This window comes from Photorhabdus kleinii, assembly GCF_025384885.1.
Taxonomy (GTDB): Bacteria; Pseudomonadota; Gammaproteobacteria; order Enterobacterales; family Enterobacteriaceae; genus Photorhabdus; species Photorhabdus kayaii.
Window position 1 is genome coordinate 107,876 of the sequence record NZ_JAJAFY010000006.1, and the last position, 24,200, is coordinate 132,075.

At 43.1% G+C, this 24,200-nt stretch carries 25 protein-coding genes; 13 read left to right on the forward strand and 12 right to left on the reverse strand.

The window, feature by feature from the left end:
• Nucleotides 1–58: 58 nt before the first annotated feature.
• Nucleotides 59–952: a LysR family transcriptional regulator gene (locus LG003_RS05900; protein ID WP_262980370.1), complete on the reverse strand. Its 894-nt coding sequence runs from the start codon at nucleotides 950–952 to the stop codon at nucleotides 59–61.
• Nucleotides 953–1,255: 303 nt separating this feature from the next.
• Between LG003_RS05900 and LG003_RS05905 the strand changes: the two genes are divergently transcribed.
• The 4 genes from LG003_RS05905 (at nucleotide 1,256) to LG003_RS05920 (ending at nucleotide 3,146) form a co-directional block, all read left to right on the forward strand.
• Nucleotides 1,256–2,056: an MFS transporter gene (locus tag LG003_RS05905; RefSeq protein WP_205068659.1), complete on the forward strand. Its 801-nt coding sequence runs from the start codon at nucleotides 1,256–1,258 to the stop codon at nucleotides 2,054–2,056.
• 6 nt (nucleotides 2,057–2,062) lie between these two features.
• Nucleotides 2,063–2,437: an MFS transporter gene (locus LG003_RS05910; RefSeq protein WP_304465966.1), complete on the forward strand. Its 375-nt coding sequence runs from the start codon at nucleotides 2,063–2,065 to the stop codon at nucleotides 2,435–2,437.
• Nucleotides 2,438–2,545: 108 nt separating this feature from the next.
• Nucleotides 2,546–2,866 (forward strand): type II toxin-antitoxin system RelE/ParE family toxin, encoded by a 321-nt coding sequence (locus LG003_RS05915; protein WP_112878292.1) that lies wholly within the window; start codon nucleotides 2,546–2,548, stop codon nucleotides 2,864–2,866.
• Nucleotides 2,856–3,146, forward strand: a complete 291-nt coding sequence (locus LG003_RS05920) for a helix-turn-helix domain-containing protein (protein WP_262980378.1) — start codon at nucleotides 2,856–2,858, stop codon at nucleotides 3,144–3,146. Before LG003_RS05915 ends, LG003_RS05920 begins: the two co-directional genes overlap by 11 nt.
• 168 nt (nucleotides 3,147–3,314) lie before the next feature.
• On the opposite strand, the gene exbD is transcribed toward LG003_RS05920, so the two are convergent.
• Nucleotides 3,315–3,740, reverse strand: coding sequence for a TonB system transport protein ExbD (exbD, locus tag LG003_RS05925; protein WP_262980371.1), 426 nt, complete (start codon nucleotides 3,738–3,740; stop codon nucleotides 3,315–3,317).
• A gap of 3 nt (nucleotides 3,741–3,743) precedes the next feature.
• Nucleotides 3,744–4,778: a tonB-system energizer ExbB gene (gene exbB, locus LG003_RS05930; protein WP_387691947.1), complete on the reverse strand. Its 1,035-nt coding sequence runs from the start codon at nucleotides 4,776–4,778 to the stop codon at nucleotides 3,744–3,746.
• A gap of 293 nt (nucleotides 4,779–5,071) precedes the next feature.
• Here exbB and metC point away from each other — a divergent pair, with 293 nt between their 5' ends.
• From metC to dkgA, 5 genes are all read left to right on the forward strand, one after another.
• Complete coding sequence (gene metC / locus LG003_RS05935) at nucleotides 5,072–6,265, forward strand: cystathionine beta-lyase (RefSeq protein ID WP_112878295.1); 1,194 nt, start codon at nucleotides 5,072–5,074, stop codon at nucleotides 6,263–6,265.
• 143 nt (nucleotides 6,266–6,408) lie between these two features.
• Complete coding sequence (locus LG003_RS05940) at nucleotides 6,409–6,759, forward strand: type II toxin-antitoxin system PrlF family antitoxin (RefSeq protein ID WP_112878296.1); 351 nt, start codon at nucleotides 6,409–6,411, stop codon at nucleotides 6,757–6,759.
• 6 nt (nucleotides 6,760–6,765) lie between these two features.
• Nucleotides 6,766–7,326: a type II toxin-antitoxin system YhaV family toxin gene (locus LG003_RS05945; RefSeq protein WP_262980372.1), complete on the forward strand. Its 561-nt coding sequence runs from the start codon at nucleotides 6,766–6,768 to the stop codon at nucleotides 7,324–7,326.
• Nucleotides 7,327–7,687: 361 nt separating this feature from the next.
• Nucleotides 7,688–8,359: a DedA family protein gene (locus LG003_RS05950; protein WP_112878297.1), complete on the forward strand. Its 672-nt coding sequence runs from the start codon at nucleotides 7,688–7,690 to the stop codon at nucleotides 8,357–8,359.
• A 273-nt stretch (nucleotides 8,360–8,632) separates the two neighbouring features.
• On the forward strand, nucleotides 8,633–9,511 hold the full coding sequence (gene dkgA / locus LG003_RS05955) for a 2,5-didehydrogluconate reductase DkgA (RefSeq protein ID WP_262980373.1): 879 nt from the start codon (nucleotides 8,633–8,635) through the stop codon (nucleotides 9,509–9,511).
• 134 nt (nucleotides 9,512–9,645) lie between these two features.
• Here the strand turns inward: dkgA and ftsP are convergent, their stop codons facing one another.
• From ftsP to nudF, 7 genes are all read right to left on the reverse strand, one after another.
• Nucleotides 9,646–11,067 carry a cell division protein FtsP gene (gene ftsP / locus LG003_RS05960; protein WP_112878299.1) on the reverse strand — a complete coding sequence of 474 codons (1,422 nt, stop codon included), beginning with the start codon at nucleotides 11,065–11,067 and terminating at the stop codon, nucleotides 9,646–9,648.
• 416 nt (nucleotides 11,068–11,483) lie between these two features.
• Nucleotides 11,484–12,212, reverse strand: a complete 729-nt coding sequence (locus LG003_RS05965) for a 1-acylglycerol-3-phosphate O-acyltransferase (protein WP_112878300.1) — start codon at nucleotides 12,210–12,212, stop codon at nucleotides 11,484–11,486.
• A gap of 20 nt (nucleotides 12,213–12,232) precedes the next feature.
• Nucleotides 12,233–14,494 carry a DNA topoisomerase IV subunit A gene (gene parC, locus LG003_RS05970; RefSeq protein ID WP_112878301.1) on the reverse strand — a complete coding sequence of 754 codons (2,262 nt, stop codon included), beginning with the start codon at nucleotides 14,492–14,494 and terminating at the stop codon, nucleotides 12,233–12,235.
• Between the two features lie 43 nt (nucleotides 14,495–14,537).
• Entirely contained in the window at nucleotides 14,538–16,433 is a 1,896-nt protein-coding gene (gene parE, locus LG003_RS05975) for a DNA topoisomerase IV subunit B (protein WP_262980374.1), read from the reverse strand.
• Between the two features lie 72 nt (nucleotides 16,434–16,505).
• On the reverse strand, nucleotides 16,506–17,114 hold the full coding sequence (gene yqiA, locus LG003_RS05980) for an esterase YqiA (RefSeq protein WP_112878303.1): 609 nt from the start codon (nucleotides 17,112–17,114) through the stop codon (nucleotides 16,506–16,508).
• 131 nt (nucleotides 17,115–17,245) lie between these two features.
• Nucleotides 17,246–18,085, reverse strand: coding sequence for a 3',5'-cyclic-AMP phosphodiesterase (cpdA, locus tag LG003_RS05985; RefSeq protein WP_112878304.1), 840 nt, complete (start codon nucleotides 18,083–18,085; stop codon nucleotides 17,246–17,248).
• A gap of 99 nt (nucleotides 18,086–18,184) precedes the next feature.
• The gene (gene nudF / locus LG003_RS05990; RefSeq protein ID WP_112878305.1) at nucleotides 18,185–18,826 is read right to left on the reverse strand and encodes an ADP-ribose diphosphatase; all 642 of its coding nucleotides are present in this window, start codon (nucleotides 18,824–18,826) and stop codon (nucleotides 18,185–18,187) included.
• Nucleotides 18,827–19,185: 359 nt separating this feature from the next.
• Between nudF and tolC the strand changes: the two genes are divergently transcribed.
• Nucleotides 19,186–20,559, forward strand: a complete 1,374-nt coding sequence (gene tolC, locus LG003_RS05995) for an outer membrane channel protein TolC (RefSeq protein WP_112878306.1) — start codon at nucleotides 19,186–19,188, stop codon at nucleotides 20,557–20,559.
• 124 nt (nucleotides 20,560–20,683) lie between these two features.
• On the opposite strand, the gene LG003_RS06000 is transcribed toward tolC, so the two are convergent.
• Nucleotides 20,684–20,797 carry a hypothetical protein gene (locus LG003_RS06000; protein WP_370446063.1) on the reverse strand — a complete coding sequence of 38 codons (114 nt, stop codon included), beginning with the start codon at nucleotides 20,795–20,797 and terminating at the stop codon, nucleotides 20,684–20,686.
• A gap of 37 nt (nucleotides 20,798–20,834) precedes the next feature.
• The gene (locus LG003_RS06005) at nucleotides 20,835–21,083 is read right to left on the reverse strand and encodes a DUF2628 domain-containing protein (RefSeq protein WP_262980375.1); all 249 of its coding nucleotides are present in this window, start codon (nucleotides 21,081–21,083) and stop codon (nucleotides 20,835–20,837) included.
• A gap of 433 nt (nucleotides 21,084–21,516) precedes the next feature.
• On the opposite strand from LG003_RS06005, the gene LG003_RS06010 reads away from it, so the two are divergent.
• The 3 genes from LG003_RS06010 (at nucleotide 21,517) to LG003_RS06020 (ending at nucleotide 23,979) form a co-directional block, all read left to right on the forward strand.
• Nucleotides 21,517–22,221, forward strand: coding sequence for a DUF1190 family protein (locus tag LG003_RS06010; RefSeq protein WP_112878307.1), 705 nt, complete (start codon nucleotides 21,517–21,519; stop codon nucleotides 22,219–22,221).
• Between the two features lie 6 nt (nucleotides 22,222–22,227).
• Entirely contained in the window at nucleotides 22,228–23,388 is a 1,161-nt protein-coding gene (locus LG003_RS06015; protein ID WP_112878308.1) for a glutathionylspermidine synthase family protein, read from the forward strand.
• Nucleotides 23,389–23,499: 111 nt separating this feature from the next.
• Entirely contained in the window at nucleotides 23,500–23,979 is a 480-nt protein-coding gene (locus LG003_RS06020; RefSeq protein ID WP_088373685.1) for an Hcp family type VI secretion system effector, read from the forward strand.
• Nucleotides 23,980–24,200 lie beyond the last annotated feature (221 nt).

Below are 24,200 nucleotides of genomic sequence, written 5' to 3' on the forward strand. Positions count from 1 at the left end.
AGTGAATTATATTAAATAATATCACATAAGATCATTAATATATATCAGGATAATTCGCTTAAATAATCTCGGCAAGCCTCTTTTGCAATAATGACATAAATACTGTTAATTTTACTGGCGGGTGAGCAAGTGCCCGCAGTAAATAAATATCTTCTTTACGTCCATCTGGATCATTAAATAAAGGCACCAGTTTTTCAGAACGAATATCTGTGGATACCACCCAATTAGGCAGAAGCGCTATTCCAAATCCACTCACCGCGGCCATTCTCAATGTTTCAAAGTCATCGCTGCGAAGAATCCTTTTCTCATCGTTGAAGTTAATAGAATCCCGATAACGTGACCAGCAAATGCCAGCGGGGTCATGATGTTTATCAAGCAAATAGTGATTATTTAATTCGGTAAATGACGTCGGTGTTCCATGCCTTTGAATATAGCCTGGGCTGGCACAAATAATCCAAGTTTGTGTAGAGATGCACTTTGAATAAAGCGTGCTATCTTTTAATTCACCAATACGAATAACGGCATCAAGACGATCTCTGACAGGATCAGTTAAACGTTCGGTTTGATCAAGTTCAACCTGAATTTTAGGATATTGAGTAAATAGCTCTGCTAGCATCGGAATAATATGTTGACGCCCAAAGGTTGGTAAGCAAGCTATACGTAATACCCCTTGCGGCTCACCATTCAATGCCGCTAATTCAGCCTGAACATCAACAAGATCATTGATAATACCTTGCGCCTTTGAAAATAAAATCTCCCCGGCATCAGTCAACGATAAACCACGGGTAGAACGAAAGAATAGTTTTGTCTCTAGCATCTGTTCGAGGTTATCTACTTGACGAGTGATAGAAGATGCCGCCATACCTTGCAAACGAGCAACGGCAGAAAAACTTTGTGAGCGGGCAACATGAATGAATGTTGCTAGCATATCGGTACGTAATAAATCTTTCATCGCAATTTTTACCTTCGAATATTCAAACGCCTTACCCTATAGATTTCAAGATGCATCGCGACGGCAAGGGAGCGAATCCCCGGGAGCATAGATAACTATGTGACCGGGGTGAGTGAGTGCAGCCAACAAAGAGGCAGCTTGAAAGATAACGGGTATATATTACAAATAATACACAACATCATAATAACGCTATCATCTTTGCATTCTACGCAAAACAACTTCGCTCGCTCTCTTCATTCCCGCAATCTGCGGATAGTGTCAAAATCATTTCATCATAATTCCGGCCAAATGCTGAGAGTTCCCATGTCAAATACAGCAATTAAACCAAATCTTATTTCTTCCGTTTCTCTTATCTTATTATCTGCTGCTTGTGGTTTTGCTGTAGCGAACATTTATTATAACCAACCATTATTGCCAGTAATTGGGACAAGTTTTAACGTTAATGGTTCAATATCTGGCTGGATCGCGACACTAACGCAGATCGGCTACGCAATGGGGCTTCTCTTTTTTGGACCACTTGGAGATGCACTAAGCCGTCGCAAACTGATTTTCTGCCTCTTAATCGGCAATATAATCAGCCTTATCTTATGTGCCACAGCACCAAATTTTACATATCTTCTGGCAAGTAGCCTGATTGTGGGGCTAACTTCTATTTCAGCACAGATCATCATTCCTGCCGTATCCGGCTGGGTAATACCAGAAAAGCGCGGCCGAGCGGTAGGAAGCCTGATGAGTGGCCTTTTTGCCGGAGCACTGCTTGCCAGGGCACTGAGTGGTGCAGTCGGAGAACATGTCGGCTGGCGTGAAATGTTTATATTGGCAGCTTTAATTGATATATGCCTGCTTTTTCTGGTCTGGTTTATATTGCCACAAATAGAAATACCACACACGATAACTTACAGCCAACTTCTTATTTCACTCGGTAAATTAATAAAGCAACAATCCCTTTTGCGTGAAGCAGCATTATCCGGTTTTTTACTGTTTGCCGCTTTTAATACGCTGTGGGGTTCTCTGGCCTTATTGCTTTCTCAACCACCTTACGGATGGGGAAGCGATATTACAGGCCTCTTTGGTTTGACGGGAATTGTGGGAATGTTAGCTTGACCAATAATAGGTTCATTGACAGATCGCTTTGGTGGGAGAGCTATTGTTGCCACAGGTGCTTTATTAGTGACATTAGCCTTGTGTCTAATTAGCGGCACGAGCCACAGTATTCTATTTTTATTCGCCAGTATTATTCTATTGGATCTTGGTAGCAGAGCGGGTTTAGTGGCAAATCAAACACGGTTATACACATTATTACCTGATGCCCGTAGTCGGCTTAATACCGTATTTATGACCTGCTATTTCACCGGCGGCGCAATAGGTTCCTCTTTGGGAGCTGTCGCAGCCTGGCATTTTTCTTGGTATGGCGTCGCTTTCAGCGGCGGAGGATGCGCATTATTAGCCGTTCTGAGGGTTCTGTTTAGTTCAAACAGCAGATAGAAGTTACGTCAGTGAAAATCATACATTCAATCATAACCCATAAGTTATGCATAACTCTTGAGTTATGCCTCAAGATGCGATATAACCTCCTCTGTTAAAGGAGGCTGAATGTTTGAGTTGATATTTCACCCTGATGCTTTAGATGAAATTCGGGCGCTTGATAAACCAATGAAAGCAAAAGTATTAACGGCACTTGATAAGCTAGAAGCAAAAGGCAATGCATTACGTTATCCCAATACTGATATTATTCGTGAGGGATTATTTGAATTGCGAGCTGGCAAGAAAGATATTACGCGAACTTTTTTTGCTTTCGCCAAAGGAAAGAAAATTTATATCTTACGTACATTTATAAAGAAAACACTAAAAACACCACCCACCGAAATAGCCATAGCCTTAAGAAGGCTTGAGGAGTTGAATGATGAGCATTAAAGGTGTCCCATATTCCGACGTTAAAGCTGAACTGCTTGCTGATCCAGAAGTTCATACCCTTTATATGGCTGAGAAAAAAGAAGAAGAGTTGAAGGAGCTTCTTCTTAATATGCGTAATCAGGCAGGATTAAATAGCACCCAGGTTGCCGAACGGATGGGAATCACTCAACCCGCCGTAAGCAAACTGGAAAGAAATGCTGGAAAGGCCAGTATTTTAACACTTGAGCGCTATGCTGCTGCTTGTGGAGTCAGTTTAAGCATTAGCTTTCTGTCTAATTAAGAGCAAGTAAAGCTGCCACCCTTAGTGACTGAATTAAGTTATTAGCAATCTGATCCTCATGATGAGGTTTGTCTGTTCTCACCGAAAATCTCATTTACCACTTTATTTCCACTAATGCTTTCTAATCTCAACCGCGCTTTCCAGCGCGGTGATTTATTGAAGCGGTCGCTAACCTGATGAAACTGTTTCCATCCCTACCAAACCTACTTTCAGATAGCCCGATTTACGCAAAGAATCCATCACGCTCATCAGTGTTTCATAATCCACGGTTTTATCAGCTTGAAAGAAAATGGTTGTCTCTTTATTGGATTGGGTCGTCTGATCCAATACCGCCGCCAAAGTATCATAATCGACCTGTTGATCTCCGACATAAAGCTGGCGATCAGCTTTAACCGTCAAGAATACCGGTTTTTCTGGACGCGGCTGCGGTTTTGCCGATGAAGCGGGTAAATCCACTTTAATATCAACGGTTGCCAGTGGTGCTGCTACCATGAAGATAATCAATAACACCAACATCACGTCAATAAATGGTGTGACGTTGATTTCATGCAATTCGCCACTATCATCCAGATCTTCATTAAGACGTATTGCCATAAATCACCTTGTCTTGCTATTTGCTAAATCCAGATCACGGCCAAGCAGTAATATTGACTGTGCCGCCATGTCACCAACCTGACCACGGTAAGCAACGATCATACGGGCGAAGATGTTATATATCACAACGGCAGGGATCGCTGCGACCAAACCAAGTGCTGTCGCTAACAAGGCCTCCGCAATACCCGGCGCCACAACCGCGAGGTTAGTTGTCTGTGAGTGGGCAATACCGATAAAGCTATTCATGATTCCCCACACCGTACCAAATAAACCAACGAAAGGAGAAATCGCCCCAATGGTTGCCAGATAGCCATTACCACGCCCCATATGACGGCTGATAGCCGCAACGGAACGTTCCAGACGGAAAGCGGCACGCTCTTTCGTGCTATTCAAATCAGTACTCTCAGAAGATAATTGACGTTCTGCCTGTACTTCACTCAGCAACAAGCGGCCAATACTGTGTTTGCTGAAACCTTCGGCAATTTCCGTAGCCTGATCAAGGCTATTCACGTCCGTTAAAGCGAATTGCTCTTTACGTAAACGACGGCCGGCAGCTATCAGTTCAGTACCTTTTGAGAAGAACAGAGCCCAAGTAATAACAGAAGCAATCACCAAGCCAATCATCACGGTCTTAACCACAACATCAGCGTTCTGATACATCCCCCAAATAGACAGATCAGTAGCAAAGCCACTAGAAAGGCTGGCTTCATCAGCAGGAGCTTTAGGTGCAACCTCATCCGTTGCAACCGGCGTCACTTGGGCGCCCTCCGTCGCAGATGCCGTTTGCAACGCAATCTGATTTGCAAGTGGTGCAGTTGCATCCGTCACCGCCGGGGGGGATGCCGGAATAGACCCTGAAATCTGTACGGTTTTCGCCGTGTTATTGGTCTCTGTTGCAGATGCTGGTGCTGTATCAGCCAATGCCGAACCTGCCAGCCCGAGCGCTAATATTATTGAAACAGTCAAATTTCGCATCAGTTGGCCTTTACTCCCTTTGCTATAAACCTTGTTATTTAGCAGTGAATTACTTTTCGTCATCTCACTAACCTTATTTATACTGAGTCTTTGCTCATCTTCACCAGATTGAATGAACATGCAGGCTGATAATATCAAACCTTAAGTGATTTGATAGTAATTATCATTATTGTTTAATAAAAAAGTATTACCCCTTCACAAAATAAAGTTAAGCACCCCCTACTCACAGGTAATGAGATGAATTTTCGTCAAGTTGTTCTAATCCCTTTGTACAAAAAGGTCTAAATCTTTTAACGTGTTAACTCTATTTTTTACACCATTTCAAAAATTGAAGTGTTCTAAGGTAGCAATGGATCATGGCAGAAAAAAAACTGGAAACTTCACTGGTCAATGCTGGTAGAAGCCAAAAATTTACTCAAGGCGCGGTCAATCCCATCATTCAGCGAACATCATCGGTGATCTTCGATTCTGTCGCCGCCAAAAGACATGCGACGCAAAACCGGGACAAGAGCGAACTGTTTTATGGCCGCCGTGGGACACAGACTCATTTCTCTTTTCAAGCAGCAATGGCTGAACTAGAAGGTGGCGCCGGCTGTATGCTTTACCCTTCTGGTGCTGCCGCGGTTAGTAATGCCATTCTCGCTTTTGCCGCCGCCGGTGATCATATTCTATTAACCGGTTCGGCTTATGACCCGACGCAAAGTTTCTGTGACAAGATATTGTCACGGATGAATATTACCACCGATTATTTCGATCCCATGATTGGCGAAGAAATTGCTGATCTGATTAAGCCCAATACCAAAGTGGTGTTTCTTGAATCCCCTGGCTCCATCACAATGGAAGTACAAGATATCCCCGCGATTGTCCGCGCAGTGCGCCAAGTCAATCCGGATATTGTCATCATGATCGATAATACTTGGGCAGCAGGCGTGCTGTTTAAAGCGCTAGAATTCGGCATCGATATTTCGATTCAATCAGGCACCAAATATATTATTGGTCACTCAGACGCAATGTTAGGTATTGCTGTGGCTAATGAACGCTGTTGTGTACAACTGCGAGAGAGTTCCTATTTGATGGGACAAATGGCAGATGCCGATACAGTTTATATGGCCAGCCGTGGATTACGGACTTTAGCTATTCGTCTGAAACAGCATGAAAAAAGCAGTATTGAAATCGCACGCTGGCTGCAACAACGAACCGAAGTCGCCGCAGTCTATCACCCCGCTCTGCCTTCCTGCCCCGGTCACAATAATTTTATCCGTGATTTCAGTGGCAGTAGTGGCCTGTTCTCTTTTCAATTGAAAGAGAAATTAACCCCACAGCAATTTACGGATTATCTGGATAATTTTCACCATTTTAAAATGGCATTCTCATGGGGCGGTTTTGAATCCCTGATCCTGGGTTATCAACCAGAAGAAATAAAAATGATGCGCCAGTACGGTGCGCCACAAAGAACGGGCACCCTGTTCCGCCTGCATGTCGGGCTGGAAAATGTTCAAGATTTGATTGATGATCTCACAGAGGGATTTAGTCGAATTTCGGTTGATTAATTTTATTGTTATTCAATGTAATAAACTGAAAAACTTAACACTTGGAAGTCAGCATGAAACAATAATATAGATATTGCCAGTACAATGCATTTGCATTACACTTCGTTGAACAGATTCTCAAATCAGCATAACGAGGTAGAAATATGCACGCATTACCAAGTGTTGAGTTCGAGGTTGGTGCAGAATCCAAACTTACCCGTCGCAGTCAGACAACCATCCCAACATCTGTCCGTAAAGCGCTTAAGCTAAAACCAGGTCATGACAGTATCGCATATAAGATTTTATCTTCCGGTGATGTACTTATCAGTCGTAAAAATAGTGAAGAAGAAAAAGATCTTGTCATGGAATCATTTCTGAACTTTCTGGCAAAAGACATTCAGAAATATCCTGAACAAGTACAACAATTAGATGAACAACTCATTAACCGGGCGAAGTCACTTATCGCTGGAATAGACATAGATCTGAACAACCCATTATCTGCTGACGATGAGTAAAGAACTATGTATGATCGAGTGCGTGTAATAAACGGATGGGTTCTTTTTGCTCATCCATGCTTTATAGAACAATTAAAACAAGCAATAGATAAGGTAGTACAACTTCAGCAAAAATACCCAAATGACTACTTGAAAAAAAATGATACAAAACGCCTGGCTGCAATCATAAAACTCGTTACTGAAATTATTCCCAATGACCCAGCTAATATAGCCTTTCGTTTAGGTGACACATTGGGTGGAAAAAGAAAACACTGGTTCAGAGCAAAATTTTTCCAACAATATCGCCTTTTTTTCCGTTTCCACGCCGAAAGTAAAATTATTATCTTTGGCTGGGTAAATGACGAGAGAACAAAAAGAGCATATGGTGATAAGCATGACGCTTACAAAGTATTTGGTGAAATGCTTAACGTTGGACATCCACCGGACAATTGGAATTCTCTTTTAAAAGAGTCTATTGATTCACCACATTTAACTGAATTTATTAATGATGAGGATATTCTGGATGTGGTTCGTGAGCGTACCAAAAATCCAGCAAAGCGGATCAGAATTAATCTAGATGAAATTTAACATCGATTTTGATGAGCGAGCCTTAAAATGTACTTTGAAAAGGTTGCGATGAATCGCTCCTTTTCTATTTTTTTAACTTTTATTTGATGGTTATGTGCCCCAATTGATTCATTAGTATCAGCCATTAATTTTCTCTTATAAGGGATAAAGTCAAGCCATGCCAAAGCTTTTACTGTAAACTGACTTTATATATACAGATGAAATAAATTTATTTTATACCCTATAGATTTCAAGATGCATCGCGACGGCAAGGGAGCGAGTCCCCGGGAGCATAGATAACGATGTGACCGGGGTGAGTGAGTGCAGCCAACAAAGAGGCAACTTGAAAGATGACGGATATATAACAGTCACAGGATAAGCAATGGAAGTACTAAACGGGATCATGCAGGCATTATGGCAGCATGATTTTTCTAAACTTGCCAACCCCGATGTTCTCTGGATTATCTATGGCATTCTATTCGTGACGCTGGTTCTGGAAAATGGCTTATTACCTGCCGCTTTTCTGCCCGGTGATACTCTGTTAATCCTTGCCGGTGCATTAGTTGCCAAGGGAGTCATGAGTTTTATCCCAACCGTTTTTATATTAACAGCGGCGGCAAGTATCGGTTGCTGGCTCGGCTATCTTCAAGGGTTATGGCTTGGTGATACCAAACGGGTTAAAGATTGGCTGGCACAACTTCCTATTCAGTATCGTCAGCGAGCTAACGAGTTGTTTTTCAAACATGGTCTGGCCGCGTTACTGATTGGCCGTTTTTTGGCTTTTGTCCGCACTCTGTTACCAACATTGGCTGGTATATCCGGTCTTAACAGTAAACGCTTTCAAGTTTTTAACTGGTTGAGTGGCTTGCTATGGGTTGTCATCGTGGTCGGTTTTGGTTATCTCCTCAATCAGATCCCGTTTATTAAAAATCACCAAGATTTGGTGATGAATATTTTGATAATTTTACCCATAGTGCTGTTGTTAAGTGGTTTAAGCGCCTCTCTGTTGATGTACTGGCGCCACAAGAAAATCTCGGCGATAAAACGTAAATAAAAGTCATTATGGTTTACAAGCAGCAGCAGGGTTTTTATCCTTAACTTAATGTACCAATATTATATAGGCTAAGGCTCAGCACTAAGTGATATTGTTGGTATCGATGCGCCACCAAACCGGTTAATTCATGTGTTTGGCCATGTATTGATCACAATACATGGCTTAGATCACGCCAATTGTATTACTTCCTTCAATTACGCTTAATATCAACTTAATATCAATCGCCATAATTTTAACTGATATTTTAAGTCTATCTTTTTATAGGAGTTAGTAATGGATAATCAACCTATTATCAGACTTGCTGATGGGAATCACATGCCACAATTGGGGCTTGGATCATGGGCCGCAGACGACCAGCAGATAGCAGAAACAATCCATGCTGCACTGGATATCGGTTATCGGGCAATTGATACCGCCGCTATCTACAACAATGAGAAAGGCGTAGGCAACGCGTTACAAGAAACAGATATCCCCCGTGAAGATATCTTTGTTACAACTAAATTGTGGAATGACAGACACCTTGATGCCCGTGCTGCCTTGGCAGAAAGTCTGGAAAAGTTGCAACTGGATTATGTTGACCTTTACCTCATTCACTGGCCTGCACCACCGCAAGATCAATATGTCGGTGCCTGGCAACAATTGATTGAATTACAGAAAGAGGGGTTTATTCGCAGTATCGGTGTTTCTAACTTCCAACCTGAACATATCCAGCGACTGATCAATGAAACCGGCGTTCATCCCGTCATTAATCAGATTGAGTTGCACCCTCTGCTACAACAACGTCAGCTTCATGCCTGGAATGCCACACATAATATCGTTACCGAATCCTGGAGCCCACTGGCACAAGGTGGTGAAAACGTATTTGATAATCAACTGGTTCAACATCTGTCACAAAAGTATGGCAAAACACCCGCGCAGGTTGTTATCCGCTGGCACATTGATAACGGCATGATTGTGATCCCAAAATCAACCACGTTATCGAGAATTAAAGAGAACTTTGATGTGTTCAACTTCAAACTAGAAAAAGAAGATTTGACCGCGATGACTACGCTAGATATCGGTAAACGTCTGGGACCAACCCCTGAAATATTCGTTGATTTCAGTGAATTCATTCAGCTTCTTGAGCAAAATAACGCTAATAATCAGTGCTGAAAAACGGCTGATAAAATTGATAAGGTGATAGTGGGCAAAACAGAATTAAAACGTGCGCGGCATCAACGCCGCGCCCCGATTTTGCTGAGCTATTTTTATAGTTCTACCGATTATCACTCATCTGGTTTTTTCCATTATTGATTTACCGGTATAGTCACTAACTGCCCAACAGAGCCACGATCGGCCATTTCCAGAATCTGACTGTAATATAGGAATGGGAAGTGTTCATAAGAGGGCTGGTTCATATAAACCAGCAACTCCACCCGCCCATCAACCCAAACTGTATCCTTCCAACCATAATCTTGCGGTTGAGGGGCCTCACCGTTGTGATTAATCACCTTAAACTGCACACCTTCAATATGGAATGGTTGTGGGGCAGAGGCATTTACGATCCAACGCTCCCACGTTCCTTGCTGGCTAGTAATATCCACCCGATTCATATTCCATAACGCACCGTTTATTCCAGGCGTATTATCATCAAGATAAATTTCCCGGTTACGGATTGCATTGGAAACTGGCGTAACATCATCAACCAGACGAGATGGGAGATTATCTGTCACCAGAGATAATAAACCGGTTGCTTTAATGGTCAGAACAGTGCTGGAAATCAACACGGTAGAGGGTTCAAACAACCCACGTAACTTATCAAGTACCCCGGCTGATTCACCTGCGGTAACAACAACTTCGTCCTCTTTGGACATATCAATTAATACCTCACGCCGTTCTCCTGGCGCAAGGGAGAGTTGCTGAATGGCTATAGGAGCAGGTAATAACCCCAAATCAGTGCCTATCATATAGAAAGGACGGCCATCACCAATCTGTAACTGATATCGGCGGGCATTGGATGCATTGAGTAAACGTAAACGGATCCAGCCACGAGATACCTCAATAAAAGGATTCTGTACGCCATTAACTAACAGAGTATTACCGATAAATCCACTATCAGAGGCCGGCTGATACTCAGGAACCCCAAAGTTATCCAACCGTTTATCTTGAAGAATAACCGGGAAATCATTAACACCATAGTGTTTCGGCAACGGCAAATGGCGGCTGGTTTCATCTTCTACCAACCACATACCAGCCAAACCTTTATAAACATGTGGTGCCATCCGATTAGGTGTATTGGCATGATACCAGCAAGTTGCCGCCTGCTGACGAATAGGCAACACTGGCGACCAGCCAGACCCCGGAGAAATCTGACGGGCAACCCCACCGGTCAACGTACCCGGTAATTGCAATCCGCTGACAGTCATCGAAACCGGCTCCGCTAACCGATTACTGTATATCAGTTTGACATCATCGTTTTTATGAACCCGTACAGTCGGACCAAGATATTGGCCATTAATTCCCCATACACTGGTTTTATATTGTCCATCAAAAGTCCAATGCGCTTTTTGTAAAGTCAGAAATAACGGCTGCCCACCACGGGATTCCAATAAAGGGGGAACCGGCAAAGCAGTCTGCTGATTTTTGCTGGCTCGAACCAATAGAGGAGCGGCTCCGATACACATCGCCAAGCCTGATACCTGAATAAATTGGCGCCGACTAAATGACATATTTTCTCCGCGACAAACCTAATTAAATTCCGGGTTTATATGCCTCAAAAATAGTTGAGACACTGCAATCATTCACCCCGGAAGCGAATAACTCATTATTGAAGTTATTAAAGCTTATTATCCTTTTGATTGCGCTTAACAAAAACATTATTTATCAAGCTCTCATCATAACGCGAATATGGAGGGAATTAAACTATCTGAATGCATTACACGAATCTCTCTCGGTCAGCGATCAGTACATGTCATTTCCGACTAAGAATAAATTGTGGTCATAGACAACGAACAAAAATCCTCACATATACTAAATATGTGAGGATTAAAGTACGCTTAAAAGCTATCGCCTTTGTCAGACCCGCACTTTATTATAAAAGAGTGGCCCTATATAACCTATTATGAGTATATTATGAGTACTTACCCTATTTCTCCATTACAACCAATTCTTCATCCAATGCATCTATTTTAGCTTTCATCACTTGATGACAATATTCTGCCAACTCGCGCACCTGCTCTTTGGTATAGCCAGAAGTATCAATGGGAGGCAACATTTCAACAATGACGGAACCATTATTCCAGCGATTCAGCTTAATACGTCCATTAGTGATGGAAGAAACGCAGACCGGGACAATCGGCACTCCCGCAGAGATCGCAGCATGGAAAGCGCCAGTTTTAAACGGCAATAAACCACGACCACGACTACGTGTCCCTTCCGGAAACATCCAAACAGAAAGACGACGATTTTTAATCTGCTCCACAACCTGGGTAATCGTGCCATGTGCTTTGGCGCGGTTAGCACGATCAATCAGAATATTGCCAGCCAACCAATAAAGCTGACCAAAAAATGGGATCAGCACCAAAGTTTTTTTACCGACTGTCACTGTGCCCGGCTGAACCGCATTGGACATAGTTATCATGTCATAGTTGTTTTGGTGGTTGCCAATGTAGATACTCGGACCATAATGCCTGGCTTCAGCAGGAATACGTTCAATAATTTTGACGCCAAATATTTTTGACAACCGACCAAACATATTACCAAACACCATAACATGGTCAGGGTGACGTGGTCTGAATAAACAGTAAATAGCACCAGAGACACACACTACAATCGAAAACAGAATAACAATAATGCCGCGAATAATTGCTAACATAGCCGCCTCTTATAATCCCACTATTTAATTACGTTAGTAGCAGAAGGTGGGGTCTCAACCTGAACCCGTTCAATACGCTGCAATCCACGAGGCAGAGGTGTTCCCTTACGACCACGTTCTGCACGGAATTTCTGAAGATCTTCAGGACGCAACGTCAATTTACGCTTTCCAAAGTAAAGTGTAATAGACGATTGTGGCGGTAGTATCAATAACCAACTCAACAGGTCATTTTCTGCGGCTGACTGAACAGAAATTATCTTATTCCCTTTCCCTTTAGAAAGTTGCGGCAAATCTGCAACCGGGAACATTAACATCCGGCCTGCGCTGGTAATTGCCAATAACATATCATCCTGCGGGTTATTTATTTCCAGCGGCGTCATGACGCGAGCATTTTCCGGCAATGTAATCAGTGCTTTACCTGCTCGATTTTTAGCAACCAAATCACTAAAAGTACAGATAAAGCCATAACCAGCATCAGAGACCATCAGAAACTTCTGCTCATCCGACGCCATCAGTACATGCTCTACCGTTGCCCCCGCGGGTAAAGTCAATTTACCCGTTAGTGGTTCCCCCTGCCCTCTGGCAGAAGGTAAATCCCGCGGATCAAGCGAGTAACTGCGACCTGTTGTATCAATAAAAACAACCGGCTGATTGCTCTTACCACGAGCCGCACCACGGAAGCTATCACCTGCTTTGTAATTCAGCCCAGCCGGATCGATATCATGGCCTTTCGCACTACGAACCCAACCCATCTCGGACAATACGATTGTCACCGGCTCAGAAGGTGTGATGTCATGCTCACTCATCGCTTTGGCTTCATCACGTTCTCTCATTGGAGAACGACGCTCATCACCATAAGTGGCCGCATCAGCTATGATCTCTTTCTTCAACAGCGTATTCAGTTTGCGCTCAGAACCCAAAATCGCCTGTAACTTATCGCGCTCTTTTGCCAGCTCATTCTGTTCGCCACGGATTTTTACCTCTTCCAGTTTAGCTAAGTGACGTAATTTCAGCTCAAGAATGGCTTCCGTTTGCGTCTCACTTAAACCAAAACGTGACATTAATACCGGTTTTGGCTCATCTTCACTACGGATAATGTGAATGACTTCATCAATATTGAGAAATGCGATCAGTAAGCCTTCCAACACATGCAGGCGCTTAAGGACTTTTTCCAAACGATGGTTCAGACGTTTACGAACTGTTTCCCGGCGGAATACCAACCATTCGGAGAGGATCTCAACCAGCCCTTTCACGGTCGGACGATTATCCAATCCGATCATATTCAGGTTGACACGATAACTCTTTTCCAAATCTGTAGTGGCAAACAGATGATTCATCACCTGCTCCAAATCAACCCGGTTTGTACGAGGGACAATAACCAGACGAGTTGGATTTTCATGATCAGATTCATCTCGTAAGTCGTCAACCATAGGCAGCTTTTTAGCCCGCATTTGGTTAGCGATCTGTTCCAACACTTTGGCACCAGAAACCTGATGCGGCAGCGCAGTGATCACGACATTGCCATCTTCTTTTGACCAAACAGCTCGCATCCGTACCGAACCACGGCCATTTTTATAAATCTTACGGATATCTTCGTGAGAAGTGATGATCTCCGCTTCAGTCGGATAATCAGGACCTTTAACGTGCTCCATCAGATCATCAAGGGAACTCTGCGGCTTATCCAGCAGCGTGACTAGTGCATTCGCCACTTCACGCGCATTATGGGGCGGAATATCTGTCGCCATCCCCACCGCAATACCGGTGGTGCCATTCAGCAAAATATTTGGCAAACGCGCCGGCAGCATTTTCGGTTCCTGCAACGTACCGTCAAAGTTTGGCACCCAATCAACTGTACCGTGCCCTAACTCAGTCAACAGTAACTCGGCATATTTGGACAGGCGAGACTCGGTATAACGCATTGCGGCGAAAGATTTGGGATCATCCGGCGCCCCCCAGTTCCCTTGCCCATCCACTAAAGGATAGCGGTAAGAAAACGGCTGCGCCATTAACACCATAGCTTCATAACAGGCGCCATCACCATGCGGATGGTATTTACCCAGTACATCACCCACGGTACGGGCGGATTTCTTAAATTTGGCGGTATTGTTCAACCCCAGTTCTGACATGGCATAAACAATACGGCGCTGAACCGGTTTCAAACCGTCACCGATAAAAGGCAACGCCCTATCCATGATGACGTACATGGAGTAGTTCAGGTAGGCGTTTTCAGTAAATGAGTGGAGCGGCAGACGCTCCACGCCATCATGAGTTATCTCACTCATTCGCTAATTTCCTCAGAATCTTTTTTGACTATCCCTGTGGGTGTTACACTTCAATTTCTACCGTATCGCCCTTCTCTTGCAGCCAGTTACGGCGATCTTCTGAACGCTTCTTCGCTAGAAGCATATCCATCATAGAGAAGGTTTCCTGGTAGTTTTCATCATCGATAGTCAACTGCACCAGACGACGGGTATTCGGGTCTAACGTTGTTTCACGCAGTTGCATGGGGTTCATCTCACCCAATCCTTTAAAGCGCTGTACGTTAGGCTTACCCCGTTTGCGGCTTAGACGATCCAACACCGCACTTTTTTCCTCTTCATCCAGTGCGTAATACACTTCTTTACCTAGATCAATACGATATAAAGGCGGCATTGCCATATAAACATGGCCGTTCTTAACCAATGTTGGGAAATGGCGGACAAACAGGGCACACAATAGCGTCGCAATATGCAAACCATCTGAGTCTGCGTCTGCCAGAATACAGATTTTGCCATAACGTAACTGACTGAGATCGTGGCTATCCGGGTCGATACCAATTGCAACAGAGATATCATGGACTTCCTGTGATGCCAACACTTCATCTGAAGAAACTTCCCAAGTGTTCAGAATCTTCCCTTTCAGCGGCATAATGGCTTGATATTCACGGTCACGCGCCTGTTTTGCCGATCCCCCCGCAGAATCCCCTTCTACCAGAAACAGTTCGGTAAAATTGAGATCCTGTGATGTGCAGTCAGCTAGTTTCCCCGGTAATGCCGGGCCACTGGTCAGTTTTTTACGCACAACCTTTTTCGCTGCACGCATTCTACGTTGTGCACTAGCGATCGCCAGTTCGGCCAACTGCTCTGCTTCCTGAACGTTCTGGTTTAACCATAAGCTGAAAGCATCTTTGACAACACCAGAAACAAAAGCGGCGGATTGGCGCGAAGAGAGGCGTTCTTTCGTCTGACCCGCAAATTGCGGATCCTGCATTTTTACCGACAGAACATAAGCACAGCGATCCCAAATATCATCGGCAGCAAGCTTCACACCTCGTGGCAAAATATTGCGGAATTCGCAAAATTCACGCATCGCATCCAGTAATCCCTGACGCAGCCCGTTTACATGTGTTCCCCCCTGCATCGTCGGGATGAGGTTGACATAACTTTCAGCCAGTAGCTCTCCCCCTTCCGGCAACCAGAGTAACGCCCAATCAACCGCTTCGGTTGCACCACTGAAAGTACCGACAAAAGGCGCTGCCGGCAATGTTGTCAAGCCATTAACCGCAGCCATTAAATAGTCGGTCAGACCATCAGCATAACACCATTGCTGTTCGGTATCGTTGATCTTGTCTTTAAAAACAATTTTCACTCCCGGACATAAAACTGCTTTCGCTTTCAGCAAATGGGTCAAGCGAGAAACCGAGAAACGTGGGCTATCAAAGAAACTTTCATCAGGCCAGAAGTGAACACTGGTACCGGTATTGCGTTTACCGCAACTACCTATCACTGCCAATTCCTGCACTTTATCGCCATTCTCAAAAGCAATCTGATAAATCTGACTGTCACGGCGAACGGTGACTTCAATCCGCTTGGACAAAGCGTTAACCACCGAGATCCCCACACCGTGGAGACCGCCAGAAAACTGATAGTTTTTATTCGAAAATTTACCACCGGCATGTAAGCGGCTCAGGATCAACTCAACCGCTGAAACTCTTTCTTCTGGATGAATATCAACCGGCATGCCGCGGCCATCATCAATGACCTCCAGTGACTGATCGCTATGAAGGATCACTTCAATATGTTTAGCGTGACCTGCCAAAGCTTCATCCACGCTGTTATCGATCACTTCCTGTGCCAAATGGTTCGGACGCGTTGTATCAGTGTACATTCCCGGACGACGGCGAACCGGTTCCAGACCACTGAGAACTTCAATGGCATCTGCGTTGTAACTAGATTGAGTCATGTTGTAATTCTGTTGGTTGCTTCTTGATTAAAGGGCTAATCAGTTTTGTATACTGTTGATAATACCAGTCGTTCAAACATTTTTGGCAAGTTTTTTCTCGCCATCACTAGAAAGCCCAAGAAAGTTGATGATTTGTGGGAAATAGTGTTCAAATCCGATAAAAGAATGATTACCACCAGATTCAATAGTTTGCTTACATAATACCAGATAAGCAACCGCTTGGCGGTAATCCAGCACCTCATCTCCGGTTTGTTGCAATAACCAGATAAGATCCGGTGACTCCAATGGTTCAATCCGCATACTTTTGAGATCATGAATATGGCGCGATTCCAACGTATATCGTTGGTTAGTATAGGGGTTAATATTTTCCCCAAGATAATCCCGCAGTAATTCAAACGGACGCACGGCTGGATTGACGACCACAGCGGGCAAGCTGAAACATTGTGAAAGCCATATCGCCAAATAACCACCGAGAGAAGAACCAACGATACCCAAATCATCCCCGGCATGCTCCATCACCAGATTTTCTAGCAGCTCAGCCGCTTCTTCAGGATAAGGGGGTAACTGAGGCACCAGCATGTCAATTTCAAGATGATGCTGATACAGCCACGCTTTTAAGGCATTGGCTTTTGCAGACTGCGGGGAACTATTAAAACCGTGCAAATAGAGTAACGTTGACATCAGACCGTGCCCCTCAATTGTGCATAAATACCACCGGCCACTATGCTCCTGTGCGACATGCCACAGATAGTGAGGCTTGGCAAATCCAATAAGCAGAGAGTAACACAGCAACACAAGGAGACAAACACAACCTAATATCCATCCGAATCTAAATCAGGGCAGAATTCATTACTTGCCAGTCTATAGACCTGGGTTGTCAGACCAAATTCGCCATTATCGGCAACAGACAATTCGAGATAACGCCATCCCGGAGCAACAGTATCAAGCATAAAATTGGTACAATGTGGTTTGAATTGCAAACATGTTGATGGTGTCGCCATCATACGAATGCCATTCCAATCCAGATCCATCTCCTGATGTATATGCCCACAAAGCATCGCCTTAACCCGTGAGTAACCTTGCAGATACTGGGCCAGAATATGTGAATTGCGCAAACTATGCTGATCCAGCCAGGTACAACCTGATGGTAATGGATGATGATGAAGCAAGATCACCGCGTAACGTTCAGGGTACCTATCCAGGCACTTTTTCATCCATTCAAGCTGATATTCCGACAACTCCCCGTGGGGAACGCCCTGCACCTGACTATCAAGCATCAAAAGTTGCCAGTGCTTACCGACTAAAATCTGTTTCGACGGAGAAACGCCAGCCGCCGCCAAAGCATCCACCATCGCAGGCTGGTAATCATGATTGCCGGGCAACCAGACACAAGGTGCCGGTAAACGGGCAATACCATCAGCAAAATGTCGATAAGCTTCCAACGACTGATCCTGCACCAAATCACCTGTCGCTACGATTAAACCAATATCAGCATTTTGTTTAAGGATGGCATCCAGCACCGCTTGGTAACTGCGATAAGTATTGATACCCAATAAAGTATCTTCTTTGCTGGCAAAAAGATGCGTATCTGTTATTTGCAATATTTTGGCTGTGGTTCCCTCTACCACAGGCAGTTCAAACTGGCTTTCCAAATGGTTTCCTTGTCCTATAAGTCATCAACGAGCATCATAACTCGTTTTAACGCAAGAGATCTGCTGACTGGCACACACTTCCCTTTTCTCGGTTAAAAATTAGGAATCATCTGAATTCCATTCTTTTTTTAACTTTTCATGGTGTAATGCCAGCCATTGTATCGCAATAACTGAAGCAGCATTATCAATAATTCCCTCTTCCATCCAATGATAAGCTTGTTCACGGCTGACTACATGCACCCGAATATCTTCATGTTCACCAGATAATCCATGAATACCAGTAGCTGTCGTCGCATCCACTTCCCCCACCATCACAGAGATACGTTCCGTTGTTCCTCCGGGACTGGAGAGATAACTCAACACTGGTTTGCAACGTTTAACTTCGATTCCTGCCTCTTCCATCGTTTCTCGGCGCACCACCTGTTCCACATCTTCGCCCTCTTCAATCATACCGGCAACAATTTCCAGTAACCACGGCGTTGCTTTCGTCTCTATTGCCGGAATACGTATCTGCTCTATCAATACAACCTCATCACGACGTGGATCATAAGGCAACAATGCACCGGCATGGCCCCGCTCAAAAACTTCACGGCTAACCTCTTCACTCCAACCACCGGCAAACAGACGATGACGGAAACGGTAATTTGTCAGCTTAAAGAATCCATTGTACAAACTTTTTTTCGCGATAATTTCTATATCCTGCTTATCCAACATGACTGGCATTAACGGCTTCTTATGCATAAAATTCTCCTAAATCGTTCCTGACTTGCTAGCCACTAAGATGATATTAATCAAGCAGAGTTAAAAAATTCACTCTTTGATGGTGTAAAGTTAAGCTAAATTAAGGCAATATGGCACAAACGGCTACCTTTCGCTGATAGCATACTCTGCTAGAATCAGTAACATTTCGTTTTTCACCAAGGCAACGTAAGAGTCTATCCCAATAAGCGTAATTGGTGCAGGCCGTTTTTGTAAATGAACAGTGAACTCAGACTGTGCTCAGCACCTGAAGCATTCACTCTTTATCACAAAACATGGCAAATAAAATAGCCTAATGGGATAGACAACGAGCAAAATAGCTGTGCAATCAAGGAATTACAATGAAAAAACTGCTCTCCATTTTTATCGCTATGAGCCTGACGGGATTTAGTTCAATGGGTCAGGCTGAAGATCTTTTGCAAGTTTATAAGCAAGCAAAAGAGAGTAACCCTGAACTACGTAAATCAATGGCTGAACGTAATAAAGCTTTTGAAAAAATTAATGAATCCCGTAGCCCATTATTACCTCAGTTGGAATTAAATACTGGATACTCCTATAACAGTGGTTACCGCGATCAACGTGACACAGAAAGCAATACATTGAATGCAAAGCTTGGTTTGACTCAAACCATTTTTGATATGTCTAAATGGCGCCTATTGAACTTAGAAGAAAAAACGGCAGGTATTGCTGATGTTACCTATCAAAGCAGTGAACAAAAACTGATCTTGGATAGTGCAACAGCTTATTTCAAAGTACTGCGTACCATTGATACACTCTCCTACATTGAAGCTCAGAAAGCGGCCATTTACCGCCAGTTGGATCAAACGACTCAACGTTTTAATGTCGGTCTGGTTGCAATTACTGATGTCCAGAACGCTCGTGCTAACTACGATGACGTACTAGCTCAGGAAGTTGCCCGCCGTAATGATCTGGACAATGCACTGGAAGCTCTGCGTCAAGTAACCGGTATTTATTACCCTCGGCTAGCCTCGCTGAATATTGATCATTTCAAAACACAAAAACCAGAAGCAGTGGATATTCTGCTAAAAGAGGCAGAAAAACGTAATTTAGGTCTACTATCTGCCCGTTTAGGTCAGGATCTGGCTCGTGAACAAATCAAAGCGGCCCAAACAGGGCATATGCCAACTATCAATTTAGGCGCTTCTACCAATGTTTCAAACAGCCAGAATCATGCACCAGGCAGATCAAACAACTATAGCGGTGAAAACAGCGTTGGCCTGACACTTAGTCTGCCAATTTATAGCGGCGGTGCCACCAGTTCCCGCGTTGAACAGGCACAATATGGTTTTGTCAGCGCCAGCGAACAATTAGAGAGCACCTACCGCAATGTTGTACAGACTGTCCGTTCTTCCTTTAACAACATATCTGCTTCCATCAGCAGTATCGACGCCTATAAACAGCTTGTTGTTTCTGCGCAAAGCTCACTCGACGCAATGGAAGCGGGTTATCAAGTTGGTACACGCACCATTGTTGATGTACTGAATGCCACTACCAAGTTGTACGATGCCAAACAGAAGCTATCCAATGCTCGCTATGATTATCTGATTAATCAGCTAAATATTCAGCATGCACTGGGTACGCTAAATGAGAAGGATTTAGTTGCTCTAAATAATTCGCTAGGTAAACAGCTCTCAACTTCCGCTAACAGCATTGTTCAAGAAACAGCAGCACCAGCAACATCTGCTCGTAACTGATTCAGTTCTTCACTCTCACTAATTAACGGCCCGCCATAAAGCGGGCTGTTTTATTTCTTACTTACCAACTAAATTTAGGTGCCGAAAGAAAAGCCGCTATTTTTCTTAATAAAAAATATATAAATTAAAAAAATCCTTCAAATGGATTCCAACTCTGACTATTTAGCTTTTCTTTCAAATAGTAGGCATAGTTAGCAGTAGTACCCCATATTGCTGAAAATGCAAATTTAATCCCCATTCCGACAGCAGGAGAAATATCAATACTCAGAGCATCTTCAATAACTCCCAATATAATCACTACTAACAGCGACTCCAAATAAAGTCAGGTTCTTCCACCATAAACCTAAAACAAAAAAGTAAATAAAACTAAAGAAGAAAGCGATAAAATTCATATTTAACAAGATACGACGGATAAATGGTTCTGCTTTCGTAGCAGCTTTGTACTCAGGCGCTTTAGGAGCACCATTGCGCTCAAAGAATGTAAAACGCGTCTGCCATCTTTCTGAATAATGACTCTTTTCCATACGACTTAATTTCCTTAATTAAAATAAAAAATACAACACCAATAATATAATAACAATTTGTTATTAATTTAAGATTATATTCCTAACATTACCCATTGGAATTATCACCGAGAATAATGCAATTAGTAGATTCACTTACATAATAATCTTACTCGTTTAATTACCCTTAAATTACCATAAGTTACAGGAGCAGGATTAATATCATAAAATATTAATAACAGCACCCATTTTTTAAATTCACATATCTATTTCACAACATTAAAACCAGATTAAACAAAAATACCAGACAATCAATATCCCGCCGTCTTTTCAGCCAGGCAAAAAATTAGGCTGGCAATCCTAAGGTTTATGCTTTAATTTTGTTCATATTTCCCCTATCCTTAAAGCTATTTCATGAAAGAATTATAGACACCTAAAATCTGGGTATACGACTATGACAATAAAGCGGACTAAAGATATTAATCACGACACATTCCGTAAGGCTTGGCGCAACTATCGCCTTGCACCTGTGGCAATGGCTGTCAGTGCGGTTTTCATGTTATCTGCCTGTGAAAAGAGTGATGAAACTGTCTCTCTTTACATGAATGCAGATGAATGTTCTCAAGCCAATCCATCACAAAGCGCGCAATGTACTACTGCTTACAACAATGCGTTGAAAGAAGCGGAAAAAACAGCGCCTAAATATGCCACCAAAGAAGACTGTATTGCCGAATTTGGTGAAGCACAATGTACTCAGGCCCCGGCACAAGCTGGCCCCGGTACCGCCACTTCTAGTACCACCACTAATGGCGAAGCACAAGCACAACAGCAGCAAAGCGGCAGCTTCTGGATGCCGCTGATGGCGGGCTACATGATGGGACGTCTAATGGGGGGTGGTTCAGCACCATCACAACCTCTGTTTAGCTCCAAATCCCCCACCAGCCCGGCAAACGGCCAATTCGTTGATGCATCAGGTAAGAGTTATGGAGCAGCAACCGCAGGGGGCCGTTCCATGACGGTGCCTAAAACAGCTATGGCGCCAAAACCAGCAACAACGACAACCATTACCCGTGGCGGCTTCGGTGACTCTGTTGCAAAACAGTCAGCCATGCAACGCAGCGCCTCTTCGGGTTCCACATCCCGTTCAGTGGGAGGCTAACCACGGATGAAACGTATTGCGATTACTGAACGCCCGGATTGGCACGAAAAAGCGATAGAATATGGTTTTAATTTTCACACCATGTATGACAAACCTTACTGGTGTGAAGAGGCTTATTACCAGTTTTCTCTTGCCCAAATTGAAGAAATCGAAGCTACCACCGCAGAACTACACCAAATGTGTTTGCAGGTAGTGGAGAAAGTTGTCGATAGTGAAGAGTTGTTGACTAAGTTTCAGATTCCAAAGCATTGTTGGGATTTTGTCCGTAGTTCCTGGATTACCAGCCAGCCATCACTCTATTCCCGTTTAGATTTGGTTTACGACGGTAAAAGCCCGGCAAAACTGTTGGAAAATAATGCTGATACACCAACTTCGCTGTATGAGTCCGCTTTTTTCCAATGGATCTGGTTAGAAGATCAGATGAATGCCGGGTTGCTGCCAGCACATGCCGATCAATTCAACAGCATGCAAGAGCAATTAATTGAACGCTTTGCTCAGTTGCGTGATGAACATGGCTTTGGCTTACTGCACATGGCTTGCTGTCAGGATACGGAAGAAGATCGCGGTACCGTTCAATACTTGCAAGATTGTGCTCTGGAAGCGGGTGTTCCAACCGAGTTTTTATTTATTGAAGATATCGGTCTGGGAGAGAAAGGGCAGTTTACAGATCTAAAAGACCAGGTGATCAGCAATCTGTTCAAACTCTACCCTTGGGAATTAATGTTCCGTGAGATTTTCGCTACTAAATTGGAAGATGCTGGCGTTCGTTGGTTAGAACCCGCCTGGAAAAGTATTATCTCCAATAAAGCATTGCTACCCATGTTGTGGAAAATGTTTCCAAATCATCCAAACTTGCTACCCGCTTATTTTGCCGATGATAACTACCCAGCAATGGATAGCTATGTTATTAAGCCGCTGTTCTCACGGGAAGGGGCTAATATCCGCATCATTGAAAAGGGTAAGGAAATTGCCAGTGTTGATGGTCCTTACGGTAAAGAAGGCATGATCGTTCAGCAATTTCATACATTGCCAAAATTCGGTGATAATTATACGGTAATTGGTAGTTGGCTGGTGAATGATCAGCCTTGCGGCATTGGTTTGCGGGAAGACAGTGAATTAATTACCCAGGATTTATCTCGCTTCTATCCACATATTATTTTGGATTAATTACTAATCAGGGAGGAATTAGAATAGGTTGTCGCAACGCCAAAGATTCCTCCTTCAACAATCCGATAAAAAACATTATATCCTTATAAACTTATAATAAAGGTAAATACTATGGCGAACACGATATATTTAACCATTACAGGTAAAAAACAAGGGCTGATATCCAGTGGTTGTTCTACCTATGATTCCATAGGGAATATATATCAAACAGGTCATGAAAATGAAATTTATGTTTATTCATTCGACCATGATATTAGCAGAGAACAAAATGTTAATCACTCACCTATTTCAATCACTAAACCTATAGACAAATCATCTCCTCTATTAGGTATAGCAATATCAGAAAATGAATCCATAAATTGTAGATTAGATTTTTATAGAACATCAAGTAATGGTGCTCAGGAAAAATACTACTCAATTGATATTATGCATGCCTCGATAAAAAGCATATCCACTCATTATCCTAATTCACTTACCCATAATGACGCACAGCCCTACGAAATAATATCCATTGCCTATGGCAATATAACATGGAAACACCATATTGCAGGTACATCTGGATATAGTATATGGGATGAAAGAGTTCGTTAAAATCAATATGTTGGGGAGAAATCCCCAATATATTTTCAATTATTTTATCTCTTTTGAAAAAATCAATACTAGACATTTATTTACTTTATGAATAGTTTATCATAATATCAAATAATAATTAGAGCTTATTAAACTCATTTAACATTTTCAGCGAAGGTTAATTCTAAGCAATGATCTTTTTTCTTATCACAAACTATAGATGATTTTGACAATATAAAAGA